Origin of the sequence: Salinivibrio sp. IB574 (assembly GCF_001996205.1) — a bacterium.
Lineage (GTDB): Bacteria > Pseudomonadota > Gammaproteobacteria > Enterobacterales > Vibrionaceae > Salinivibrio > Salinivibrio proteolyticus.
Genome location: NZ_MUFN01000012.1, coordinates 20997 through 41609, shown reverse-complemented (window position 1 = coordinate 41609; position 20613 = coordinate 20997). Strand labels below are relative to the sequence as shown.

The following is a 20613-nucleotide window of genomic DNA, read 5'->3' as shown; positions in this document are numbered from 1 at the left end:
ATTCAACTTAAGTCGATATGGCGGCGATAACGCAAAAAAGGCCCAGCAATGCTGAGCCTCGGTAATTAATGATACGTGAAATTAGAAGTGTAATGACGCGCCGAGGACGACTTTGCGCTCTTCGCCCAACGTGGTTTTATTTTGTACACCACCAGCGAGATAGCTTTCGTTGAAGAGGTTTTCAACATTCACACTCAGTTTCAAGTCCGTTTGTTCACCGGCTTTAATGGTATGGCCCACACCTGCATTCACGGTGGTGTAACCTGGCTTATGATAGGTATTTTTCATATCGCCATAACGATCACCGACATAACGCGCACCTACGTTCACATAGGTTTGGTTATCGACATCATAGCGAGACCAAATGCTGGCGCCCCACTCTGGCGTATCGGCAGGCTGTTTGCCATCGTTCGCAGGATTGAACGGGTCTTCGATGCGTGCATCTAAATACGTCGCTGAGCTATGCACTGACCAACTGTCAGTCACTTGACCGGCAAGGCTGACCTCAACCCCTTTATGCGTTTGTTTACCTAGTTGTGTGGTGCGTGAAGTGAGACTGCCTTGTCCGGTGATTGTCTCTTTGACCACTTTATTTTCCTGTTCAATTTGGAACAAGGCGGCACTGAATAACGCTTGGTCGTTCAATAACGATTGTTTATAGCCAAACTCGTAAAGCTTACCCTTCACCGGCTTTAGCGCCATGCCGTCATTAATATCGGTATCACTATCAACCGGATTTTTTGGCTCAAAGCTCTCAGAATAAGTCACGTACAGCGTTTTTTCCGGTGACGGATGATACATTACCGCGGCTTTAGGCAAAACGTTATAATACGTATCCGTCTCGTTATCCTCGCGATCGTAGCGAAGCCCTGCAAGCAGCTGCCATTGTGGGTTCAGTGTCATTAAGTCTTGCGCATAAAAGCCAATGGAATCAGTAGGCTCAGGATCACGCGCAGTTGCTGTGCCATAATGAATATCTGGCTCCGGATACGCACCACCAATCACGGCGGTTTGGTTTTTCTTCATTACACGCTGACCGACATAGTCATTACGCAGCGCATTGGCGCCAATCAGCACCTGGTGATCGATATTTCCGAACTGAAATGCACCGGTGACATCAAGATAAGCCGTATCCAGTACCCAATTGTCGTGACGGTCCATGGCAAAGTATTTGAACGATTGGGTATTCGCGTCGTACGTTTCGCGCTGTCCGAATCCTTCATGGTAATGACGTTTGTAGTCTTGGCGATTGTAGCCTGATTTGACTTTCCAATCCGGCGTTAATTGGCTGACAATATCGACTCCGTAGTTCTCAACATCAATGTCCATGAACGACCAAGGCGCTTCCCAGATAAATTGGCTACCCAGTTGCGGTTTACCATTGATGATGTTGGCGCCGTTATCGCTATTACTGTCATCAATCACGCGATCATAATGAAGAGAAAGCTGGGTATCAGGCGTGATGTCGTAATCTAGCATCAAGCCTGCAATTTGGCGGTCGAGCTCAGGTTCACTGCCATCTAAATAGCGACGTGATGAGCCCTCGCTTTGTTTCGATAGTACCATCCGACCACGTAAGGTGCCGCTCTCGTTGAGAGAACCCGACGCATCGGCGACGGTGTGTTGATAATCGTTAGTACCGACTTTCTGACTGATTGACGCTTGGAACGCAGCTGTTGGTCGTTTGGTGACCATATTCACCAGACCGCCCGGTGCGGACTTGCCATAGAGCAAACCTGCTGGCCCTTTTAACACCTCAACGCGTTCCATCAGCTCAACAGGATGACGATAATAAGACCATTGCTGCTGGCCATTACGCAGGTAGCCTGTTCCGGTATCAAGTTCAAAACCACGAAGCATGAAAATCTCACGATTGCGGTCCGTACCACCTACACCAATGCTGGCGTCATTTACCAACACATCTCCTAGTGTCGTGGCGTTTTGCTCTTGAATCAGCGTTTGATCCATCACAGCCACTTGGCCCGCTGTTTCTAGTTGGCTGACATCCATTCGCATCGCCGTTTCGTTGCTATTAGCCTTAAAACGTGCCTGATGGCCTTCAACCACATAGACTTCATCAACGGGTTCTGTCGGGTTGGTTGCGGCTGTACTGTTAAGGGGTGACAGCGCGACAGCCACAAAAACGGCAAGTGGGTGTTTCTTCAACATGAGACTTCCTGTAGCTAACGATTATTTGAACGCACCGGAAAATAAACGATAACCAGTCTCATTTCTATTTGTTTTCACCCATACGCAACTGTTTGCGCTTTTTTTCGTCAACATTGTATAAGTTATGTTACAAAACTATGAGGTTTCATCAACTTACTGATGATCTACCGTTTGATACCTTCGGCCTATACCGTGTAGCCAGCGAGCGAGATCTTGCGTGGCTATGACCCAAGTTTGATCATGACAAAAAGGCTGGCATTCCACCGCTTGGACTTGCCATATCGCATTCGCGATCACCAAACTAACGCGATGCTCAGGATCATTCATCACATCAAATACCGATACGGCACCTGATTGCGCCTGCAAATAGGTGTCGAGTTGCTGCGATGAAGCAAACGATAAGCGAGACGTGCCCAAGGCTTCACTCAATCCGGCTAAATTAACGGTGGCTTTGCCCGGTAACACCACCAAGAAAAACTGTTTACCCTTTCTATCTTTCAACAGTAAGTTCTTGGTCGGGTTTGCATCAGTATGCAAACCGAGCGCGTCTGCTTGTTCACACGTATAGACAGGCTGATGGCGGTATATTTTTACTGAAATACCGTGCGCTTTGAGGCTTTGAAGCAGCGCAGTCTGTTGACCTGAAAGTGGTGGCGTCCCTGTCATGATCTTCCTTATTAGTTAGCTTATTCGTCTCCATCCAAGCCTAAGGGCACAGATCCGTTAGGTTATAGTACGCCCAGTAAGCCCATATTCACTATTAGGCTTTCTTATGTGACTTAAGAATAATTAAATACACTTATTTGGAATAAAAATGTAACTTTATCGCAACGTTAATCACAAGGAGAGAAACATGGTACTCAAGGTGAGTTTTCACTCGGGTCGTCAAGTGACCTATCATCGATATGCTAAAAAGCTACACACTCACTTAGCAACGACCAAGCTGTCCACACGCTGGGCCAAGCGCCCTCTACCCTCTGTGCGTAGCACACGATAACGCATTACTCTGACGTTGGTTACGGCTAGGGCTGCGAGGTAACTGACTGAAAATACTGTGCACGGAGCGCTTGTAACTCACCACGTTGAGCCGCACTGTCCAAATACGCGTCAATCTGCGCCACTAAGTCATTCGCTTTTGGCGCATATCGGCTCACTTGAGCATGAAATGCTTTCGGGTTGGGCAGCGCGATGTAAGCGAGATCGCGTGAGAACTGATAGAGCTCGAGCCGTATTCCCCCTAAAACGGGCTCGATTTCACTGGCAAGAAAGCGACAACGCCCCGCCTCTAACATCCGCAAGGCTTGCTGCAAGGTATTGGCTTCAAACCTCGGTCGGGGGTTGTCGCCAAATGCGGCATAGTTATAGCCGTTCACACCACAAACCGATTGTGTCGCCGATAAATTCGGTTGTGCTTGTGTGTCAGGTGCGCCCACGTACAGATAACCCAAGGATATCGAATAGAGTGGCTGCGTAAAGCGACTATATTGCGCTCGCTCGGGTTTGTAACTCGCATCCCAAGTAAGATCACAACGGCCGGACTCACGCGCCAGTTCATGTTGCACGCGTGCCCAAGGCATAAAGACCAGCTGATAGGCAATGTCGTTACGCTCTAATGCGGTGAGCACCAAATCTGTCGCATAACCTGTCAAGGTGTCCGCTTTTTGCTGGCGCGTTTCTCCCTGCCAATAGGTGTATGGCGGCCAAGGGCTACCGTCACCCACACAAACCTTGAGTGGCTCTGAGGTCGATGGTGCGGCCCATAGTTGAAAGGAGAAAAGAGTTAGCCAAATCGCAATACACGCTTGTGTCCAATGGGTCATCCAACCACTCACTATGTTGACTCACTACGCTGTCTATAAGACTAGCATGCCATCTCTATCGACATGCTCAAGCGCTTTGCTATTTATTCGGACGTTGCGGTTAACGACAACGAAAGCGTGAGAACCGCATCTCGGCTGCGCCCTGTCTCCACAAACCCCAGCGCTTGATATAATGAAACGGCTGGATTTTCTGCAAAAACACGCAAGGCTAAATGCGCATAGCCAGACGTTTGAGCATAAGCGATCGCCCAAGCGATTGCCTCGCGGCCGATCCCTTGCCGCTGCTTACTCGGCTCTATCTGTAAATCGCGGATAAAAAGCGTTTCACCGTCTGCCTTCAAACGAATTACGCCACAACGCTTTCGCTCATGGCGAATTTCATAATTATCGAAAACTCGCCAACTCTCTATAAACTGCTGAGAGTTCCAAGCGATTTTCCTCGCTTCATAATAAGGGGTCATATTTTCTTGGGTCAGCTTTTGACTGTAATTAGCATCCGTTGTCGGACCAATCGCAACATCCATGTCGTTCTCCTCTCATTCACGCTTTGCTAAACGTGCCTTGACGGCACTTACACCTTGCCAATCTTCTAACTCTTGTTCGGGGTACGCGGATCGAAATTGCTGATACAGCGCAATGCCCTGCGGATCTTCCAGCACATCAACCGTCACCCCTTTCTCTTTCAGCATCGTCTCGTTACCGCTCGCACTAGTGACATCCCCCACCACCACTCGAGAGAAACCGCGCATGGTGATCAGTGCCGCGCACACATCGCATGGGCTTAAACTGGTAAACAAGGTTGTTTGGCTAAAATCAATTCGCCCAGCATCGCGTATCGCCGCCGTTTCACCGTGATTATAGGGATGATTTTCTTGTACCAAGGTATTGTGCCCTTTACCGACGATTTGACGTGTCTCATTGTCAACAATCACCGCACCGATGGGGCACCCTCCTTCATCAGCGCTTTTTTGGGCCAACAACACCGCGATGCGCATCAAGTCGGCATCGGTCAGTTTTTGGCTAAAGCTGTTATCCAGCAGCACCGGCAAACTGCGCGTTGGCATATGCGCCACGGCACGCAGCGCCGCTTCCGTTACCGTGCTATTTGCATTGAGTAGCATCGACGTTCTCCTTATTCGGCTTCGCTGATGACACTGACCTGAGCTAATCCACAAGATCATCAATTTACCACCAATGACTGAACCAAACAGTGATAAGGTTTGTATTGGTCAGTTCGATATTTGTTATTGGTTAAATCAACCTTTTGCGCCTTCGTCTGTACTAAAAAGCCAAGGGTGGTGACAGCAATTCTGTTCAGGGATTTTTATGATAAAACGTTTGATTATTATGTTAGTCGCATGTGGGCTCGTTTTTGGGGGAATTTTTGCTTACAAAGCAATAGGCAATCATTTTATGAACCAATTCTTTGACAACATGCCTGCCCCTACGGTCACCGTGACGGCCACTACAGTCTCAACGCACCCTTGGCGTGAACAACAAACCACCATTGGTAGTTTTGCGGCCATTAATGACACCCAGCTAACTACCGAGGCAAGCGGCATCGTCAACAATATCTTGTTCGACAATGCGACATCGGTGAAAAAGGGACAATTACTGGTCACCTTGGATGCCAGTGTTGATGAAGCAGAGCTTCGTCGGCTCGAGTCCGTCGCTGAGCTTGCCCAACTTGAGTTGAGACGCTATCAACGGCTGTTTAAAGATAAAAACATCTCCGAGTCTGAGCTAAAGCGCAAAGAAAGTGAAGCCAAGCAAGCGATTGCCGCCGTCGACAGCCAAAAAGCGCGCATCGAGCAAAAGGCATTAACCGCGCCTTTCGACGGCATCATTGGCATCCGAGAAGTCAGTCTTGGCCAACTCATTGCACCGGGGACAGCCGTTGCGACACTCACGTCAGTGACCCCCATCCACCTCAACTTTACCTTACCCGAGCAGCAGCTCAGCACGCTGAAAAATGGCCAAACCGTTTCTGCCACGATTAGCGCACAGCCCGACGAGGTCTTTACCGGCACAGTGACTGCAATTTCGCCGGTTGTGACGCCCTCGAGTCGCAGTGTCGACATTCAAGCCACCTTTGACAACCCAGATGCCATTTTACGGTCAGGCATGTTCGCACGCGTGAGTCTTGATCAAGGTGAAGAAACGCAAAATGTCTTGCTGGCACCACAAAGCGCGATTCAATTTAATCCGTATGGCAACGCAGTCTTCGTGATCCAAGAGCAAGACGATGCATTGACGGTCCAACAGCGCTTTGTGCAAACAGGCGCGCGACGCGGTGACATGATTGTGATTAAAGAAGGTCTTCAACCCGGTGACCGTATCGTTACCTCCGGCCTCCTCAAGCTCCGTAACGGCAGCAACATCAAGATCAGTGACAACGAACGTGTTCAGCCGAGCGAAGATCTTGATCCCAACGTTGTGAATCAATAGGAGCGATTCGATGCGATTTACCGACGTCTTTATCAAGAAACCCGTGTTGGCCTCCGTAGTGAGCCTATTCATTATCTTGCTCGGCTTACGCGCTATCACCGACATGAATGTGCGCCAATTCCCCGAGATTAAAAATGCGGTGGTGAGTGTCTCTACCACTTATATCGGTGCAGATGCCGACCTGATTCAAGGATTTATCACCACGCCGCTAGAGCGTGAAATTGCTGCCTCCGAAGGGATTGATTACTTAGTCTCCACCTCAACCGCCGGTGTGAGCACCATTGAGGCCTACTTGCGTCTCGATTACGATCCGAATGAAGCACTCACGCAAATTGCTGCACAGGTGAATAAGGTGCGCTCTGAGCTACCAGATGATGCCCGTGAGCCCGTCGTTACCCTGCAGGTGGGGGAAACAGTCGCGGCAATGTACCTCGCCTTCTACTCTGACGTCCTCACTGACAATCAAATTACCGATTACTTGGTCCGGGTGGTCGAGCCACAGCTGTCGACGATTCCGGGTGTGCAGCGTGCTGATGTGTTGGGTGCCAGTAGCTTTGCGATGCGGATCTGGCTCGACTCGGTCAAAATGGCCGCTTACGATCTCACCGGTACGGATGTGATTGCCGCCCTGCGCAGCAATAATGTGCTTGCTACGCTGGGGCGCACCAAAGGCCAAGACGTGGCGATTGATTTGAACGCTGCCACGGACATTCATGACGTTAAGCAATTTGAAGATTTGGTGATCAGCAGTGATGGCCAATCTGTTGTGCGTTTGAGTGATGTGGCAACCGTTGAGCTCGGCGCCGAAAGTTACCAAACATCGGTGAACTTTAATGGGCTTGATGCCACCTTTATCGGCATCGAAGTCTCGCCAGATGCCAACGCGCTGGATGTGATTGAGGCGGTGAATCAGGTGTGGGATACCGACATTACCACCCAATTGCCTCAAGGGTTATCGGCCTATATCGCCTATGACTCAACCGAGTATATTGATAACGCCATTGATGAAGTGGTGATATCGATTATTCTCGCCCTAGCCATCGTGGTGTTTGTGATTTACGGCTTTTTGGGGTCGTTACGCTCAGTGATTATTCCTGCGGTCGCGATCCCCGTATCGCTCATCGGCACCTTCTTTTTAATGTGGCTGCTAGGGTTTTCCATCAACCTACTGACACTGCTTGCCATGGTGCTTGCAATCGGTGTGGTGGTCGATGATGCGATTATCATGCTTGAAAACGTGCACCGCCATATCGAAGAAGGCAAAAGCCGAACACAAGCTGCGCTTGAGGGCGCGCGCGAACTGGCGTGGCCGATTATCACCATGTCGACCACCTTGGTCGCGGTATTCCTGCCCATCGGCTTTGTTGGTGGCTTAACCGGGGTACTGTTTGTTGAATTTGCCTTTACCCTCGCCGCGTCGGTGATCTTATCCGGTGTGGTGGCGCTTACGCTCTCGCCCATGATGTGTGCCTATGTGCTCAAGCCCTATCAGGCGGACAAAGCGACCCAAGAGCGCTCCCTTGAGCACTGGCTGGATAAGCAGTTTGACCGATTACATCATCGCTACCAACGCACACTCCATAGCTTGTTGAATACCAATGCGGTGATCCTCACGTTCGGCGCGATTGTTTTAGTGTCTTGCTATTTCTTGTTTATCACCAGTCCTTCTGAGCTTGAGCCCGCTGAAGACCAAGGGTTTGTGTTCTCGATACTCGAAGCCGACAGCCAAACCACGCTGGATGCGTTGTCTGCCAGTACCGACGAATTAAACCGACTGATTGACGATGTACCAGAAATCGACAACGTCTTTATTATCAATGGCTCTGGCGGCACCAATAACGCAATAGCCGGTATTGTACTCGCGCCATGGGATGAGCGAGAGCGCAGTACCCAAGCGATCTTGGAAAACGAGATTCAACCCTTTATGGACAACCAACCGAGCTTAAGCAGCTTTGCCTTGGTGCCCCCTTCACTGCCGTCTCCGGGCGGCGGCACACCGGTTGAATTTATTATCGGTTCGACACAACCCTTTGAAGCAATAAATGAAGTCGCGAACAATATCGTGGGCAAAGCGATGCAAACGGGGCGGTTTATCTTTGTCGATACCGATCTGAGCATTGACCGCCCCAAACAAACGGTCAACATCGATCGTGAAAAGGCGGCTTTGATGGGCGTCGATATGCAACAGCTCGCCGCGGATATGGGCTCATTGTTATCCGGGGCGGATGCGGGACGCTTTTCACTGGAAAACCGCTCTTATCGAGTGATCCCCCAAGTGGCGCGTAATGAACGCCTCACACCGGAACAATTGCGCCAGTTTTATACCCGCAACCAAGACGGCGAATTGGTTCAACTGTCAACGTTAGTGACCTTAGAAGAAAGTGTGCAGCCTCAAGCATTGCGCGGTTTTCAGCAGCTGAATGCGGTAAAAATTTCCGGTGTACCGCGCCCTGGTGTTCCCTTGGGGGAAGCGCTGGGTGTGCTCGAAGAGATTGCAGCAACAGAATTGCCAGCAGGCTTTAGCGTTGATTATGCCGGACAGTCACGTCAGTTTATGAGCGAGGGCCAGCAACTGGTCGTGACCTTCTTCTTTGCTTTGATTGTGATTTTCTTGATCTTGGCGGCGCAGTTTGAGTCGTTTAAAAACGCGATCATTATTTTGGTCACCGTGCCAATGAGTGTCTGTGGCGCGCTGATATTTATCAGCCTCGGATTTACCACCTTGAACATATACACCCAAGTCGGCTTGCTTACCCTCGTTGGTCTGATTGCTAAACACGGTATATTGATCGTCGAGTTCGCCAATCAGCTCCAGCAAGAAGGACGGACCAAACGTGAGGCGATTGAAGAAGCGACCGCCATCCGTTTACGCCCTATCTTGATGACCACGGCAGCGACGGTGCTCGCCATGATCCCGCTATTGATTGCCTCAGGCGCCGGCGCAGGGGCCCGTTTTGCTATGGGGCTAGTGATTGCTAGTGGAATGACACTGGGTACCTTGTTCACCCTGTTCGTGGTACCTGCTATGTATCTGTTCTTAGCCAAAACCATCACACCGGCATCCACCGAATTGTCGCCAGCACACACGCAACATAGCGATTAATCGAAAAATCGCACCCATTGGGGCCACTGCAACGTGGCCCCTTTTATATCGAAATCAGCCCTTTTATGTCTGATTACGCGCTAAAAGGATGTAAAACGGGCGAGGACGAATTCCACCAGCAATCGAACGCGCAAAGGCACCTGTTCTCGGTCTCGATAGAGCAAAAATAGCGTACGCGCTCGACTGCACCATTGCGGCAACACGCGCTGTAATTCGCCCTGCTCTATCAAAGGTAGCGCGGAATAATCAGGAATATAGCCGATGCCAAATCCGGCCTGCACGGCATGAGTTAACATTTCAATTTCATCCACTTCGGCACGTATGCCTGTGGTCGCTTGATAATCAAACGCTTCCCCAGTTTGCTGGTGTGTGAGCTCCCAAACCGTCATCGGATGACAAATCACCACCGGCTGACCACTCAGATCATTGGGTGAGCGCACGTCGTGATAGTCACTGTCGGGACTGGCACACAAAATGAAGTGAATATCGGTGAGCGTCCGTGCAATCCAATTTTCTACCACTGGATTCCCAACCCGAAACACCACATCCATGCCTTCCGCTTCAATATCTATCAAGCTATTGGAAAAGTTAAGATCCAGTTGAATCTCAGGGTACTCACGCATAAAGTCGAAAAAGACGCGGCGTAAAAACTGCTTACCGGCATTGATCGGTGCGCTAATACGAATTTTTCCTTGGGGGTGATGTTTCTCACTGACGAGATCATCATTGAGTGCCTGCAACTCATCGAACAATCCTGCGGCACGATCAAAGTAGCGATGACCAATTTGAGTCAGCGAGATACGATGTGCATCACGATTGAGTAAACGCAGAGCAAGATCCTGTTCAAGCTGGCGAATACGACGACTTAGGGTGGATTGCGGCATGGCAAGCTGCTGCGCCGCGGCTTTAAAGCTCCCTAGCTGCGCCACGGTACAAAAACAGCGCAAATCGTCTAACGAATAGTTAGGTTTCATATTTGGAATCTACCGTTCTGATATTGCCGGTTTATTCATATTTTGAAACTTATACACTAGCGCACATCACTCAACAAGTCAGGTCTTGCTATGACAACTACTGCTTCACTGTGGAAAGCCGTTGCCCTTCTCATTTTATGTGCCTTTTTTTGGGGCAGCACGTTTCCAATTGGTAAAGATGCGCTGAATGAAGTGAATGCGCTCACCTTGGTCTTTTGGCGCTTTGCCGTCGCCGCAATGTGTTTAGGCGTTTATCTTAAGCTCACCCGTACCCGCGTCCCCACACTCAGCGCTAAACAATGGCTGTGGGCAACCACCGTCAGCGCCGTGGGGATTGGCGGCCTGAACCTCTGTTTGTTCACTGGGCTCGAGTATACCCAAGCGACCAATGGGTCATTAATCATGGCGCTCAGCCCGCTAGTCACTTCACTTATCGCCTGTATCGCGATTCGCGCATTGCCACGTAAAGGGCAAGTTTTCAGCTTGGTGGTGAGTTTATCGGGCGTGCTTGTGGTGATCACCAATGGTCAATGGCAGGTGCTCAGCGAATTAAACTTTAACCAAGGCGATCAGATGATTTTCACTGGCATGTTTGCATGGAGTGCGTACACCTTCTTCAGCCAAGGCATTGGCCGCTGGATGCCGGTGATCCCCTACACGTTTTTGGGCATGCTGAGTGGCGCAACCGTCATTGGCATCATGTGTGCGCTTACACCAAAGGTTCATCCATTTGGCGAAGTTTGGGTTGCAAGTCCGCTGACCGTCTCTGAACTTCTTTATATCGGTGTGCTGGGTACTGTCGCTGGTTACTTACTCTGGCTCAACGGCGTGCGCCATCTAGGTTCAGCCAATGCAGCACTCTTTTTTAACTTTGTGCCTGTGTTCGCGGTACTCACCGCGTTTTTGATGGGACAAGCCGTGAGCCAACTTCAGGTGGTGGGCATTGTCATCGTGATCGCTGGGCTGTTGTTGCCACGCCTCCCTCACCCGCGACAGTGGCGCGTTGCTCGAACCGCAAGCGACGCTAAATAAAGCAGTAGCCTTTCCCGTGCGCAGTTTGGAGCCTTTCGGCAGGGAAGCCCGCATCGGCCAATTTTTTTCTGATCCGGCTCAGGTGCATATCCAGACTGCGATCATCTGGCACGAAGGTTTTCTTCAATACTTGGCGATACAGCAGCGGTTTACTGAGGGTCGTGTCTTTATGCTGCGCAAGGAGCCACAGCAACTCAAATTGAAGCGGGGTCAATTTTACTGGCTGTTCGTTAACACGCACGCGGTGCGTATCCTTTTGCATCCAGAGATTATCGATTTGTAGCTGCCCGGACGTATCTCGCATCGCAGATGTTGCATGGCGACGGTGCATGGCGATCGCTGAGCGCACCAGACACTCTTCCAAATCAACGGGCGTCGATAATACATCATCAGCGCCAGCATTTAGCGCCGCGACACGGTCGGCCGCCGCTTGACTCGCCATTAACGCAATAAACGGGCATTGCTCACTAAGCCAGCGCAATGTTTTGGTTTGAGCGCCACCTTCCGGCACCCAGCTGATAAGCTGAACCGTATCCCAATCCGGCATGGCATCATCAGGCCCAATCACAGTGACATCACAGCCATACTCGCGTAGTTTCGCTTCCAGAATGGCGATAAATGACATATTTTCCGGACCACGCACGACGATGGCGGGTTTGGCGATCGAGAAATACTCCTCGTACATGGATACTGTCCTAGCTGAGTTTGATAGCGGCGAAAATGCAGGACCGCCATGTCATCGATAGGCGACCTTGCAAGAGCAAAGCGATATTGTCTTATAGCTTCGGTATTCAAAGCAACTGAGAGTACGACGCCATTGGGCGATTGGGTTCACTCATTCTGTTTAAATGCTGCGAATTTCACCTAAACCAGCCCCGTATGCACAGCAGAAACATCCGGACTCAGACTTAAAACCGGTCGACACGATAAGGCTGCATATCGACCGATGTGCTCTCGCCATCCATCATTTGTCCGATAAGTTTTCCAGTGACAGGTCCCAGCGTAAAGCCTTGGTGCCCGTGACCAAACGCGAGCCATAATCCGGGTTTATTCGGCGTGGGTCCGATGACAGGCTTCATATCCGGCATACACGGGCGCCCACCTTTCCAGGGCGCTGCATCCACGCGATCACCCAGTGGATAGAGCTCGCGTGCTACCTTTTCCGCTGCCGATAATTGCCGCTCGTTCAAGGGAGCATCCAATGCTGTCAATTCTGCCCCTGTGGTTAATCGCACGCCCGCGCGCATCGGTGCGAGCAAATAGCCCACTTCAGCGYCCATAATCCAATGATTGAGCGGGGTGTTAGCGTCACCTTGGTAGTGCATGTGATAACCACGTTTGGTGAACAAAGGTACCTCTATGCCTTGTTGGCGCAACCAGTACGATGACCACGGTCCCATCGCCATCACAACCTGATCCGCACGAAGGCGCACGTGATCTGTTTCGATGACCCACTGTCCGTCTTCCTGCTTAAGTGCTCGCAAATTGGCACGCTTTATCTCGCCGCCTTTGGCGATAACATCGTCGGCGTAGGCTTGTACCAAGGCTCCGGGATCGGTGACAGTCCAAGGTTGTTTCCAATGAATTGCCCCCGCTAGCGGCGCGGCTAAATGCGGCTCCAACGTAGCGAGCTGCGCTTTATTGAGCACCTCATACTCCACACCGTAACTGGCAGAGTCAGACGCGGCACGCGCGCACTCTTCATCCAACGCTTTTTGGCTGCGGAATAACTTGAGGTAACCTTGCTTACGGATCAGTGAGGCCGCGCCCGCGGACGCGATCATTTCATCATGCGTATCGAGGCACTGCATGATCAATGCCGCATACTCGGGGACCAACTTTTTGTATTGGTTTTCACTCGAATAATGCCAATATTGCAGCAATGGATGCGCGGCACGCAGTACACTGGTGGGTCGATAGCGAATATCGACAGAACGATTAGGTAACACACGCAGCAAGGTCGCAAGGTCGCGTGGAAAGGCATAGGGCCGAACAGCTTCGCGCTGAATAATACCTGCGTTGCCGAACGACGTTTCTTGCCCAGGCGCTACCCTATCGACGACCGTCACATCGTAGCCTCGCTTCAAAAGATGCCAAGCAACTGACACACCGACCATGCCCGCTCCCAGTACCACCACATTTTTGGCCATTTTTTCACTCCCTGAACACGCCAAGTCATTTATCTCTGCAGCGAAATTTATCCGCGTAATTCCATGCTTTTACACATAACCAATAACGACATCAATAATAAAATGACGAGTTTTCCGGCGCGCTCTCAGTCCATGAACGATTAAGATCGCATTTGGCCAGCCGACGGGTGAAAACGTTGCGCATGCAGTCGATTTCAGTCGTCCAACTGCACACTTTCCTGCTTTTTATCCTCAGCTTGCCTTAAAGACCGTGCAGCAGTATGTGACAGTGGTCACTCATGCTCAGAAAGTAAAAGGATGAAATATGGCTGACTATGATCCTAATAAAGGCTTCGTTGCCATTTTGGGGTGGAGCTTAAATGCCATTGACGCGATCAGCCGTTTCGATCGTCAGTACGTCGTCGTGGCGCCCACATGGGCTGAAGACTACGCTAAAGAACACGATATTCCTTTTTTGCCGTGGAATTTTGAGCGACTCAATGACCGCTCTTTTGAAATTGCCACCACCTTGCAAGAAATGGGCGTCGATGTTGCGATTCCACTGTTTGAAGAAACTGTAGAGTGGGCGGGTGCAATTAACGCCGTTCTGCTTAAAAATCCTAAATTAATGGGCCAAGCCCTCCTCTTCCGCGATAAATCACTGATGAAACGTCGGGCACAAATCGGCGGTATTCGCGTCGGGATCTTTGAAGAAGCACAAGATAAGTCAGATGTGGTCCGTTTTCTGCGTCGAGTGAACCAGGCCTTATTGAAACTGGATGGCGACCCAAACGATCCTATCCACCTCAAAGCGTTTGATAAAGCGGGCTGTGAAGGTCACTGGATGATTCGCGAACCGGACGATCTCGACCGAGTCTCGGATGAAGAGTTTCCCTTGTTGATGGAGAGCCACTTGGATGGTTGGGAGTTCGCCGTCGAAGCCTTTATTAAAAACCGAAAAATCCAGTTTTTAAATATCTCTGAATACGTCACGCTCGGCTACTCTGTGTTCGTGCCAGCCTCACCAGAGCTTGAAAAATACCGTGAGAAGGTGACTCAAGAAATTGAAAAACTGATTGATGCCTTTGATATCGACTTTGGCTTTATTCATCCCGAGTATTTCGTCACAAAGGACGGCCGCATGTACTTTGGCGAAGTCGCCTATCGTCCACCCGGTTTCCAAGGCTTTGAAATCATTGAGCGTGTTTACGGCTTCAATTGCTATCAAGCCATGGTGGTGGCCTTTGACCCACACACGACTGACGAAGAGCTAGAAGCCTTTTTCCCAACGCCTATCAAAGATGCCAAAGGTGTCGCCGGTACATTTGGTGTCTACCCTCGACGTCGTGTTGTCAGCCAACTTGCCATTCCTGAAGAAACAGAAAACCACGAGTACTTTGAATTTCATGAACTTCAGTCACCGATGGAAAACAAAGTACCGAAGCGCAGTGCTTTCGGCACACACTGGGGTCTACTACACTTTTACGGAGACGATCCGCACGTTATGCGCGATCTATTAAAAGCACAGGAAGATCTCGACTTTTATGTCTAGCTTATTGAATAAGCTTGACCACGCTATCGAACAACTTGGTCAAGTCAGCGCTATCGCTAAAGCCCGCCACCAGTTTCATGTTTTAGATATCTGTGGGCGGGTGCTAGGACAAGAAAATGGCATTGAAGCGCTATGTATGCGTATGCCTGCCTTGCAAGAGGCAGGCATATTTCAGGGAACCGATTGGGCTGAACCTGAGTATTTGTTAGCGAACTTAGTCCCAGATACGTTGGCGTACGCCGAGAAAAACACCGTGGTGCTTGATTGTTTAAGCCAGCTACGGATGCTCGCGATTGTTGACGGCCAATTAAGCACGACTCGCGTTTCAGCCGCTGACGCCCGACAGTTTCTCGCCAAAGTCCTGAGTCTCAACTTATCTTGGGTGATGGGCTTTTCCGATGAGTCTAGCCGGACACGGCTGGGTTCTCTCGCCCCTGCGATCAGTGAGCTTTATCGATATCTACTCGCACACTTGGGGTATGAAACGATTTTAAGTGAGCTCGTCGACGAAGTCTGGCGTGTACTTGCGCAGCGTCCGATCCAAGTCAATCCCATCAAGACAATGATTAACCACATTTCTATTCTTGTGTCTCAAGAGCAAATCCAACTCGGTGACGCAAAGCTGGGGATTGATCGCTTAGTCAGCGCCTTGTATGGCCCAACACAGGGGTGTTACGACGATCCCGGCCTACCGGCTTATTGTGAACGCCTATCCGCCATGGATGCGAACTCACTACAACAAGAAGCCATGGGTTTCGCGCGTGCCATGCACGATGTCGGCTTAGTCTCTGATTACCATGCGACCTTTTTACGCTGGCTACTCGAGAATGACCAATCCGATGTCCTCCCTACCGCCTTGGGTTTAAGTAATACAGGGCTAGATTGTTTGGTCACCTACCGCCAGCTCGTTCATACCTTGATTCAAGAAGCTGTCCATCCACAAACCGCTCAAGCGATTTACGGTCTCGCGATGATGTTAGAGCGAGGTGTTTTGTTCGATGCACCCGTCGCGCCCAGCCTGTGGCGACAAATTAATCTGACCCTGCACCCAGACGTCGCAAATGCGCTGTCACTTGCGTTTGGGGAGCACCTTCCTGCCCGCGTCCACTTACTAGCCGGTGTCATGTCCGTGCTTGGTCAGCCGCTTGGTGTGGCACAAGGTAACAATCCAACCTGCCAATCGGCGCGAGCGATATCCATGTGGGCGTATAACGACCCGGATTATTTGCTGAACTCTATTGTACAAGTGGCCTGTAATAATAACTTGCGGATGCATTTTGAGGGGCAAACGCTGGACTCAAGTACCTTGTTGCAAGGGCTGAGTCAGTCACTGCCGATTGATACCGATCCGGTGTCCGTTGCACTCGTTCCTCATCTAGATAAGTTATATATTGAGATGGGTCGTCTGTGTGTAGGCAGACAAGAAGACCCTCACAAATGGATAAACCCAGAGTTTCACGGTTGGTATGTGGGGCGTGAATTCATGATTGCGGTTGACGTGCAGACCGGTATGTTAAAGGCGTTTGATCAATTTATCGAACGTTTCTATAGCCGCTACCACCCCTACTACAACGGCAATATACCAGTCATTCATCCCCAACCCGTAGGTATTGCCGTGACCAATAGCCAAGGGGTATTTGTGGGCTGGCACGCCATTACCTTGATACGCATCGCCCTCGATCAAGACAGCGTCATGCGGGTGTATTTTTATAATCCCAACAACGATAGCGGGCAGAATTGGGGACACGATGTCGTGGTATCAACCCAAGGAAAAGGAGAACAATACGGCGAAGCTTCTCTGCCCTTTGAACAGTTTTTGTCACGTTTATACCTATATCATGACGACACTATTGCAGTAGGCACCCCGACCGAATTACCTGACGATGCGATCAGTCGCATCAAGCAACTCGCACTTGATAGCTGGGCAAAAGACCGACATATCGCTTCTGCCTCACCCGCTGCTGCGGCACCATCCCATTGAAAGCACATTCAATGGCTTTTTCTGTCTAGGTCGCAAACGGTTAATAGTTAGGCAGAAACACCTTTAATTCTGTCGATACCGCCCTCATCACGTTTACTAGGCTTAGCAATAAAGGTGAGGATATTAAATGAAAACGCACACATCACGACTCACCCAACCACCTCGGGAGCACAATGCGCAAGGTGAAGCGCGTCGCGTCGGAGTAGAACTTGAACTAAGCGGCATGGAGCTAGACGAGATCGCACGCATCGTCGCAGATAAGTTGTCGCTCACGGTTAAAAAAGGAGGCCGTTACGACCGTCATCTAACTGGGGATGACGCTGGCGATTGGGTGATTGAGCTTGATTATGCCAAATTAAAACGCCTTGGCCAGAGTGACAGAAGCGAGAAAACATTAGCCAATAAACTCGATCAGTCCGCCGAAGACGTTTTAGCGTGGGCAGCCAAGCTGGTCGTGCCGGTAGAAATTGTCACGCCACCTCTCCCACTAGACCGCCTCGATAGCATCGAGGATTTAATTGCTTCACTGCGTCTACAAGGCGCCGAAGGAACCGAAGACAGCCCGGTTTATGCGTTTGGCATGCAACTCAATCCAGAGCTTCCTGATCTAACCGCCAAAACGATTTGTGCGCACTTAAAAGCATTCTTATGTTTGTATGACTGGCTTTTAAAACGGGCCGACATTGATCTATCGCGGCGCCTAACTAACTATGTTGACCCTTTCCCGAAAGCATATATTGAACGTGTGCTAGCCGCTGATTATTGGCCAGATCTGAATACTCTGATTGATGACTACCTTGCGGATAATCCCACACGAAACCGTGCGCTAGATATGTTGCCCTTGTTCGCGCACCTCGACCCTGAGCGCGTCAATTCGGCCGTCAACGACGGGCTGACTAAGGCGCGACCCACGTTTCATTATCGGTTGCCGGATAGCAAAGTCAGCCAACAAAACTGGGGCATTCACGAAGCATGGAACGATTGGGTGGAGGTAGAAAAACTCGCCGCCGATCCTGCGCGATTGGACGCATGTTGCAAAGCCTATTTGGGCTATCTCAACGACCCATTAGCGCGTATCGTTAATAACTGGGCGGAAAAGGTGCACAATTTATGGATAAACCCGTCATCGCAATAACCGGCCCGAGCAAAGGCGCAAGGCTGCCACGTTTTTTTGTCGCCGCGGCAGTCAAACTTTATGGTGGCAAACCGTTACAGTTACACCCCGGCACCGCGCTGGATCCAAACGCCTATCAAGGCGTGGTGATTACTGGCGGGCACGATGTCGAGCCTGTGCTGTACGCCGCCGAGCCCGAAGTGAAACCCAACTACGACTCTGAACGCGATGCGCTAGAGAGCGCCGTTATCAAAAGCGCATTGGCGAGCCAAAAGCCCTTGCTAGGGATTTGCCGTGGTGCGCAGCTTCTCAACATCTGTTTGGGCGGCACCTTGCACCAAAGCTTGCGCGAGCAACGCAAAAAAACCTCTCATCGCTGGACAGTGTTCCCGATGAAAACCTTGTGTATATTGCGTGATGTCAACGGCCATATACAGCAACGGTTGGGGCAAGGCAGACGCAAAATAAATAGTCTACACAACCAAGCGATTAACGCGTTAGGCGAGGATTTAACGGTAAGCGCACGTGATTTAGATGGCATTGTACAGGCCATTGAGTCGCCTAACCGCCCTTATACACTGGGGGTACAGTGGCATCCGGAATTTTTGCTTTATCTTGGCTGTCAGCGTGCGCTGTTCAAAGGCTTAGTCGAGCACGCAACGCGCTTCCAACAGCAACAAGCGGCATCTCAGTAAACATGTCTGTTAGTTGGTGAAAAACAAAAACGCCGAGGCACATTCGCTCGGCGTTATCAGGTAGCGATTAACGCTTAGACCGCGCGTTCAGTCGCTTCTCTATTTGGCGTTTTTCCCACTTATCACCAAAGAGATCGACAATGCCCAGAGCACTGACACCGTGGCTGACCACTGCAATCCCCCATCCCATTGCAGCCCACCAAGCCCAGTAATAGCCGGGGCTAGTTTGCCAGTTGATAATAAACAAAATCGCCATCACGACCACATAGCGCGTCAAATGAGAATAAAACCCGCCGAGGGCACGGACGCGATTGGCAATCGCTCTTTCTTCAGGACYGATTGAAGTATCTGCCTGCATGTCTGCCTCCTTTTGCAAATCAGTAATGTCGATATCAAACACAGCAGCCAACGATTTCAGCGACTCCAATCCGGGTTTGTGGCCGTGCTCGATACGTTGAATCGTTCGAACACTCAACCCACTAAATTGTGCTAATTGGTCTTGCGACCACCCTTTTTGAACTCTGAGTGCTTTCACGTTCATCCTTGCTCCTTTGTGCTCTTCCCTATCGACACTATGCAAAATGGGGGCGACATTACCACGACAGCACCCCGACACCTTAACGACAGTTATTTAAAATCAATCGCTTACAAACAAAAACCACCCAATAGCCAATCCGCCTATTTTACCCTTAGCAAAAGGTATCAATATACAAGGCTTCGACCTTATCGCGCGCCCACTGCGTTTTACGCAAAAATTTCAACGATGATTTCATCGAAGGATCGTTAGAAAAACAGTTCACATTGATGTGTTGGTAGAGGCCTGACCAACCATAATGTTCTACCAAACGGGTCAATATGGTTTGTAGGGTTAACCCGTGCAGCGGGTTATTAGGTTGTGTATCCATAAGGGTTCTCAGCAACTCGAGCACGCGCTCGTCAATAAAAGCGCTACTCTACGTGACGATATTGCAAAACGCGAATTTAACCACGGTAGCGCGCCAGCTTATAATCAAGGTTTAGCTTAATCGCCGGCCATTCGCTTTCGATGATCGAGAACACAACGGTATCACGGTACACACCATTCACAATCTTGTGGTTACGCAGCACACCATCTTGTTTGGCCCCTAAACGGGCAATGGCCGCGCGCGATGCCTGATTCAACCAGTGGGTGCGAAACTCAACGGCAATCACCCCCAAGCTTTCAAATGCATAAGCAAGTAATAACCGCTTACACTCGGTGTTTACCGACGAGCAGTGATAACGGCTGGCGTACCAAGTGTAACCAAGTTCCACGCGCTTATTGGCGGCATCCGCATTGGCCAATCGTGTTGACCCAATCACTCGCCCCGATTCTTTCTCAATCACGGCAAACGGCAATGCTTTATCTTTCGCTTTTTCGTCCAAGGCGCTAGCGATGTAACCTTCCACCGATTCCGCGTTCGGGACCGAGGTATACCAGAGCTCCCAAAGCTTGCCATCGGTAGCGGCTTCGACTAATGCATCCGCGTGCGAGGCAGATAAAGGGATCAAGGAAACCGTGTCACCATGCAACATGATGTCATCTTGGATAAAAAAGCGTTCCATGCTCATGATTTA

Annotated in this window: 18 protein-coding genes; 7 read left to right on the top strand and 11 right to left on the bottom strand. The window is 50.3% G+C overall.

Translation table 11 applies throughout. From position 1 onward, the window contains the following. Nucleotides 1-81 precede the first annotated feature (81 nt). From BZJ17_RS07455 to BZJ17_RS07435, 5 genes are all read right to left on the bottom strand, one after another. Nucleotides 82-2169 (bottom strand): TonB-dependent receptor, encoded by a 2088-nt coding sequence (locus BZJ17_RS07455; protein ID WP_077640286.1) that lies wholly within the window; start codon nt 2167-2169, stop codon nt 82-84. A gap of 153 nt (nt 2170-2322) precedes the next feature. Beyond that, nucleotides 2323-2835 carry a prolyl-tRNA synthetase associated domain-containing protein gene (locus tag BZJ17_RS07450; protein ID WP_077640285.1) on the bottom strand — a complete coding sequence of 171 codons (513 nt, stop codon included), beginning with the start codon at nt 2833-2835 and terminating at the stop codon, nt 2323-2325. Nucleotides 2836-3191: 356 nt separating this feature from the next. After that, nucleotides 3192-3989 (bottom strand): transporter substrate-binding domain-containing protein, encoded by a 798-nt coding sequence (locus BZJ17_RS07445; RefSeq protein ID WP_077640284.1) that lies wholly within the window; start codon nt 3987-3989, stop codon nt 3192-3194. Nucleotides 3990-4072: 83 nt separating this feature from the next. Further along, nucleotides 4073-4513, bottom strand: coding sequence for a GNAT family N-acetyltransferase (locus BZJ17_RS07440; protein ID WP_069587560.1), 441 nt, complete (start codon nt 4511-4513; stop codon nt 4073-4075). Between the two features lie 12 nt (nt 4514-4525). Beyond that, nucleotides 4526-5110 carry a nucleoside deaminase gene (locus BZJ17_RS07435; RefSeq protein WP_069587559.1) on the bottom strand — a complete coding sequence of 195 codons (585 nt, stop codon included), beginning with the start codon at nt 5108-5110 and terminating at the stop codon, nt 4526-4528. Nucleotides 5111-5402: 292 nt separating this feature from the next. On the opposite strand from BZJ17_RS07435, the gene BZJ17_RS07430 reads away from it, so the two are divergent. Both BZJ17_RS07430 and BZJ17_RS07425 read left to right on the top strand, forming a co-directional pair. Continuing rightward, nucleotides 5403-6437 (top strand): efflux RND transporter periplasmic adaptor subunit, encoded by a 1035-nt coding sequence (locus tag BZJ17_RS07430; RefSeq protein ID WP_241836775.1) that lies wholly within the window; start codon nt 5403-5405, stop codon nt 6435-6437. Between the two features lie 10 nt (nt 6438-6447). Next, nucleotides 6448-9540, top strand: a complete 3093-nt coding sequence (locus BZJ17_RS07425; RefSeq protein WP_077640281.1) for an efflux RND transporter permease subunit — start codon at nt 6448-6450, stop codon at nt 9538-9540. An 80-nt stretch (nt 9541-9620) separates the two neighbouring features. Here the strand turns inward: BZJ17_RS07425 and BZJ17_RS07420 are convergent, their stop codons facing one another. Further along, on the bottom strand, nt 9621-10514 hold the full coding sequence (locus BZJ17_RS07420) for a LysR family transcriptional regulator (RefSeq protein ID WP_077640280.1): 894 nt from the start codon (nt 10512-10514) through the stop codon (nt 9621-9623). Nucleotides 10515-10604: 90 nt separating this feature from the next. Between BZJ17_RS07420 and BZJ17_RS07415 the strand changes: the two genes are divergently transcribed. Beyond that, on the top strand, nt 10605-11546 hold the full coding sequence (locus tag BZJ17_RS07415) for a DMT family transporter (RefSeq protein WP_077640279.1): 942 nt from the start codon (nt 10605-10607) through the stop codon (nt 11544-11546). Here the strand turns inward: BZJ17_RS07415 and BZJ17_RS07410 are convergent. Both BZJ17_RS07410 and BZJ17_RS07405 read right to left on the bottom strand, forming a co-directional pair. Next, the gene (locus BZJ17_RS07410; protein WP_077640278.1) at nt 11539-12231 is read right to left on the bottom strand and encodes a response regulator transcription factor; all 693 of its coding nucleotides are present in this window, start codon (nt 12229-12231) and stop codon (nt 11539-11541) included. The two genes, BZJ17_RS07415 and BZJ17_RS07410, sit on opposite strands and share 8 nt — an antisense overlap. Nucleotides 12232-12454: 223 nt before the next feature. Beyond that, complete coding sequence (locus tag BZJ17_RS07405; RefSeq protein ID WP_077640277.1) at nt 12455-13696, bottom strand: FAD-dependent oxidoreductase; 1242 nt, start codon at nt 13694-13696, stop codon at nt 12455-12457. 304 nt (nt 13697-14000) lie between these two features. Between BZJ17_RS07405 and BZJ17_RS07400 the strand changes: the two genes are divergently transcribed. From BZJ17_RS07400 to BZJ17_RS07385, 4 genes are all read left to right on the top strand, one after another. Continuing rightward, on the top strand, nt 14001-15227 hold the full coding sequence (locus BZJ17_RS07400; RefSeq protein WP_069587552.1) for a carboxylate--amine ligase: 1227 nt from the start codon (nt 14001-14003) through the stop codon (nt 15225-15227). Beyond that, nucleotides 15220-17208 carry a hypothetical protein gene (locus BZJ17_RS07395; protein WP_077640276.1) on the top strand — a complete coding sequence of 663 codons (1989 nt, stop codon included), beginning with the start codon at nt 15220-15222 and terminating at the stop codon, nt 17206-17208. The genes BZJ17_RS07400 and BZJ17_RS07395 overlap by 8 nt, the downstream gene beginning before the upstream one ends. A gap of 127 nt (nt 17209-17335) precedes the next feature. Further along, complete coding sequence (locus BZJ17_RS07390) at nt 17336-18343, top strand: amidoligase family protein (protein WP_077640275.1); 1008 nt, start codon at nt 17336-17338, stop codon at nt 18341-18343. Beyond that, entirely contained in the window at nt 18319-19017 is a 699-nt protein-coding gene (locus BZJ17_RS07385) for a gamma-glutamyl-gamma-aminobutyrate hydrolase family protein (protein ID WP_077640274.1), read from the top strand. The genes BZJ17_RS07390 and BZJ17_RS07385 overlap by 25 nt, the downstream gene beginning before the upstream one ends. Before the next feature lie 67 nt (nt 19018-19084). Here BZJ17_RS07385 and BZJ17_RS07380 read toward each other — a convergent pair whose 3' ends face one another. From BZJ17_RS07380 to BZJ17_RS07370, 3 genes are all read right to left on the bottom strand, one after another. Continuing rightward, nucleotides 19085-19558 carry a 2TM domain-containing protein gene (locus BZJ17_RS07380; protein WP_077640273.1) on the bottom strand — a complete coding sequence of 158 codons (474 nt, stop codon included), beginning with the start codon at nt 19556-19558 and terminating at the stop codon, nt 19085-19087. Between the two features lie 148 nt (nt 19559-19706). Next, entirely contained in the window at nt 19707-19922 is a 216-nt protein-coding gene (locus BZJ17_RS07375) for a VF530 family protein (RefSeq protein ID WP_046073336.1), read from the bottom strand. A gap of 76 nt (nt 19923-19998) precedes the next feature. Beyond that, nucleotides 19999-20607 (bottom strand): GNAT family protein, encoded by a 609-nt coding sequence (locus BZJ17_RS07370; protein WP_077640272.1) that lies wholly within the window; start codon nt 20605-20607, stop codon nt 19999-20001. Nucleotides 20608-20613: the final 6 nt, after the last annotated feature.

Coding starts and splice junctions, on each gene's coding strand:
- BZJ17_RS07440 (WP_069587560.1), bottom strand. CDS start 4,513: ATGGATGTTGCGATTGGTCCGACAACGGATGCTAATTACAGTCAAAAG.
- BZJ17_RS07455 (WP_077640286.1), bottom strand. CDS start 2,169: ATGTTGAAGAAACACCCACTTGCCGTTTTTGTGGCTGTCGCGCTGTCA.
- BZJ17_RS07410 (WP_077640278.1), bottom strand. CDS start 12,231: ATGTACGAGGAGTATTTCTCGATCGCCAAACCCGCCATCGTCGTGCGT.
- BZJ17_RS07430 (WP_241836775.1), top strand. CDS start 5,403: ATGAACCAATTCTTTGACAACATGCCTGCCCCTACGGTCACCGTGACG.
- BZJ17_RS07445 (WP_077640284.1), bottom strand. CDS start 3,989: ATGACCCATTGGACACAAGCGTGTATTGCGATTTGGCTAACTCTTTTC.
- BZJ17_RS07425 (WP_077640281.1), top strand. CDS start 6,448: ATGCGATTTACCGACGTCTTTATCAAGAAACCCGTGTTGGCCTCCGTA.
- BZJ17_RS07400 (WP_069587552.1), top strand. CDS start 14,001: ATGGCTGACTATGATCCTAATAAAGGCTTCGTTGCCATTTTGGGGTGG.
- BZJ17_RS07435 (WP_069587559.1), bottom strand. CDS start 5,110: ATGCTACTCAATGCAAATAGCACGGTAACGGAAGCGGCGCTGCGTGCC.
- BZJ17_RS07385 (WP_077640274.1), top strand. CDS start 18,319: ATGGATAAACCCGTCATCGCAATAACCGGCCCGAGCAAAGGCGCAAGG.
- BZJ17_RS07375 (WP_046073336.1), bottom strand. CDS start 19,922: ATGGATACACAACCTAATAACCCGCTGCACGGGTTAACCCTACAAACC.
- BZJ17_RS07415 (WP_077640279.1), top strand. CDS start 10,605: ATGACAACTACTGCTTCACTGTGGAAAGCCGTTGCCCTTCTCATTTTA.
- BZJ17_RS07395 (WP_077640276.1), top strand. CDS start 15,220: ATGTCTAGCTTATTGAATAAGCTTGACCACGCTATCGAACAACTTGGT.
- BZJ17_RS07390 (WP_077640275.1), top strand. CDS start 17,336: ATGAAAACGCACACATCACGACTCACCCAACCACCTCGGGAGCACAAT.
- BZJ17_RS07450 (WP_077640285.1), bottom strand. CDS start 2,835: ATGACAGGGACGCCACCACTTTCAGGTCAACAGACTGCGCTGCTTCAA.
- BZJ17_RS07420 (WP_077640280.1), bottom strand. CDS start 10,514: ATGAAACCTAACTATTCGTTAGACGATTTGCGCTGTTTTTGTACCGTG.
- BZJ17_RS07370 (WP_077640272.1), bottom strand. CDS start 20,607: ATGAGCATGGAACGCTTTTTTATCCAAGATGACATCATGTTGCATGGT.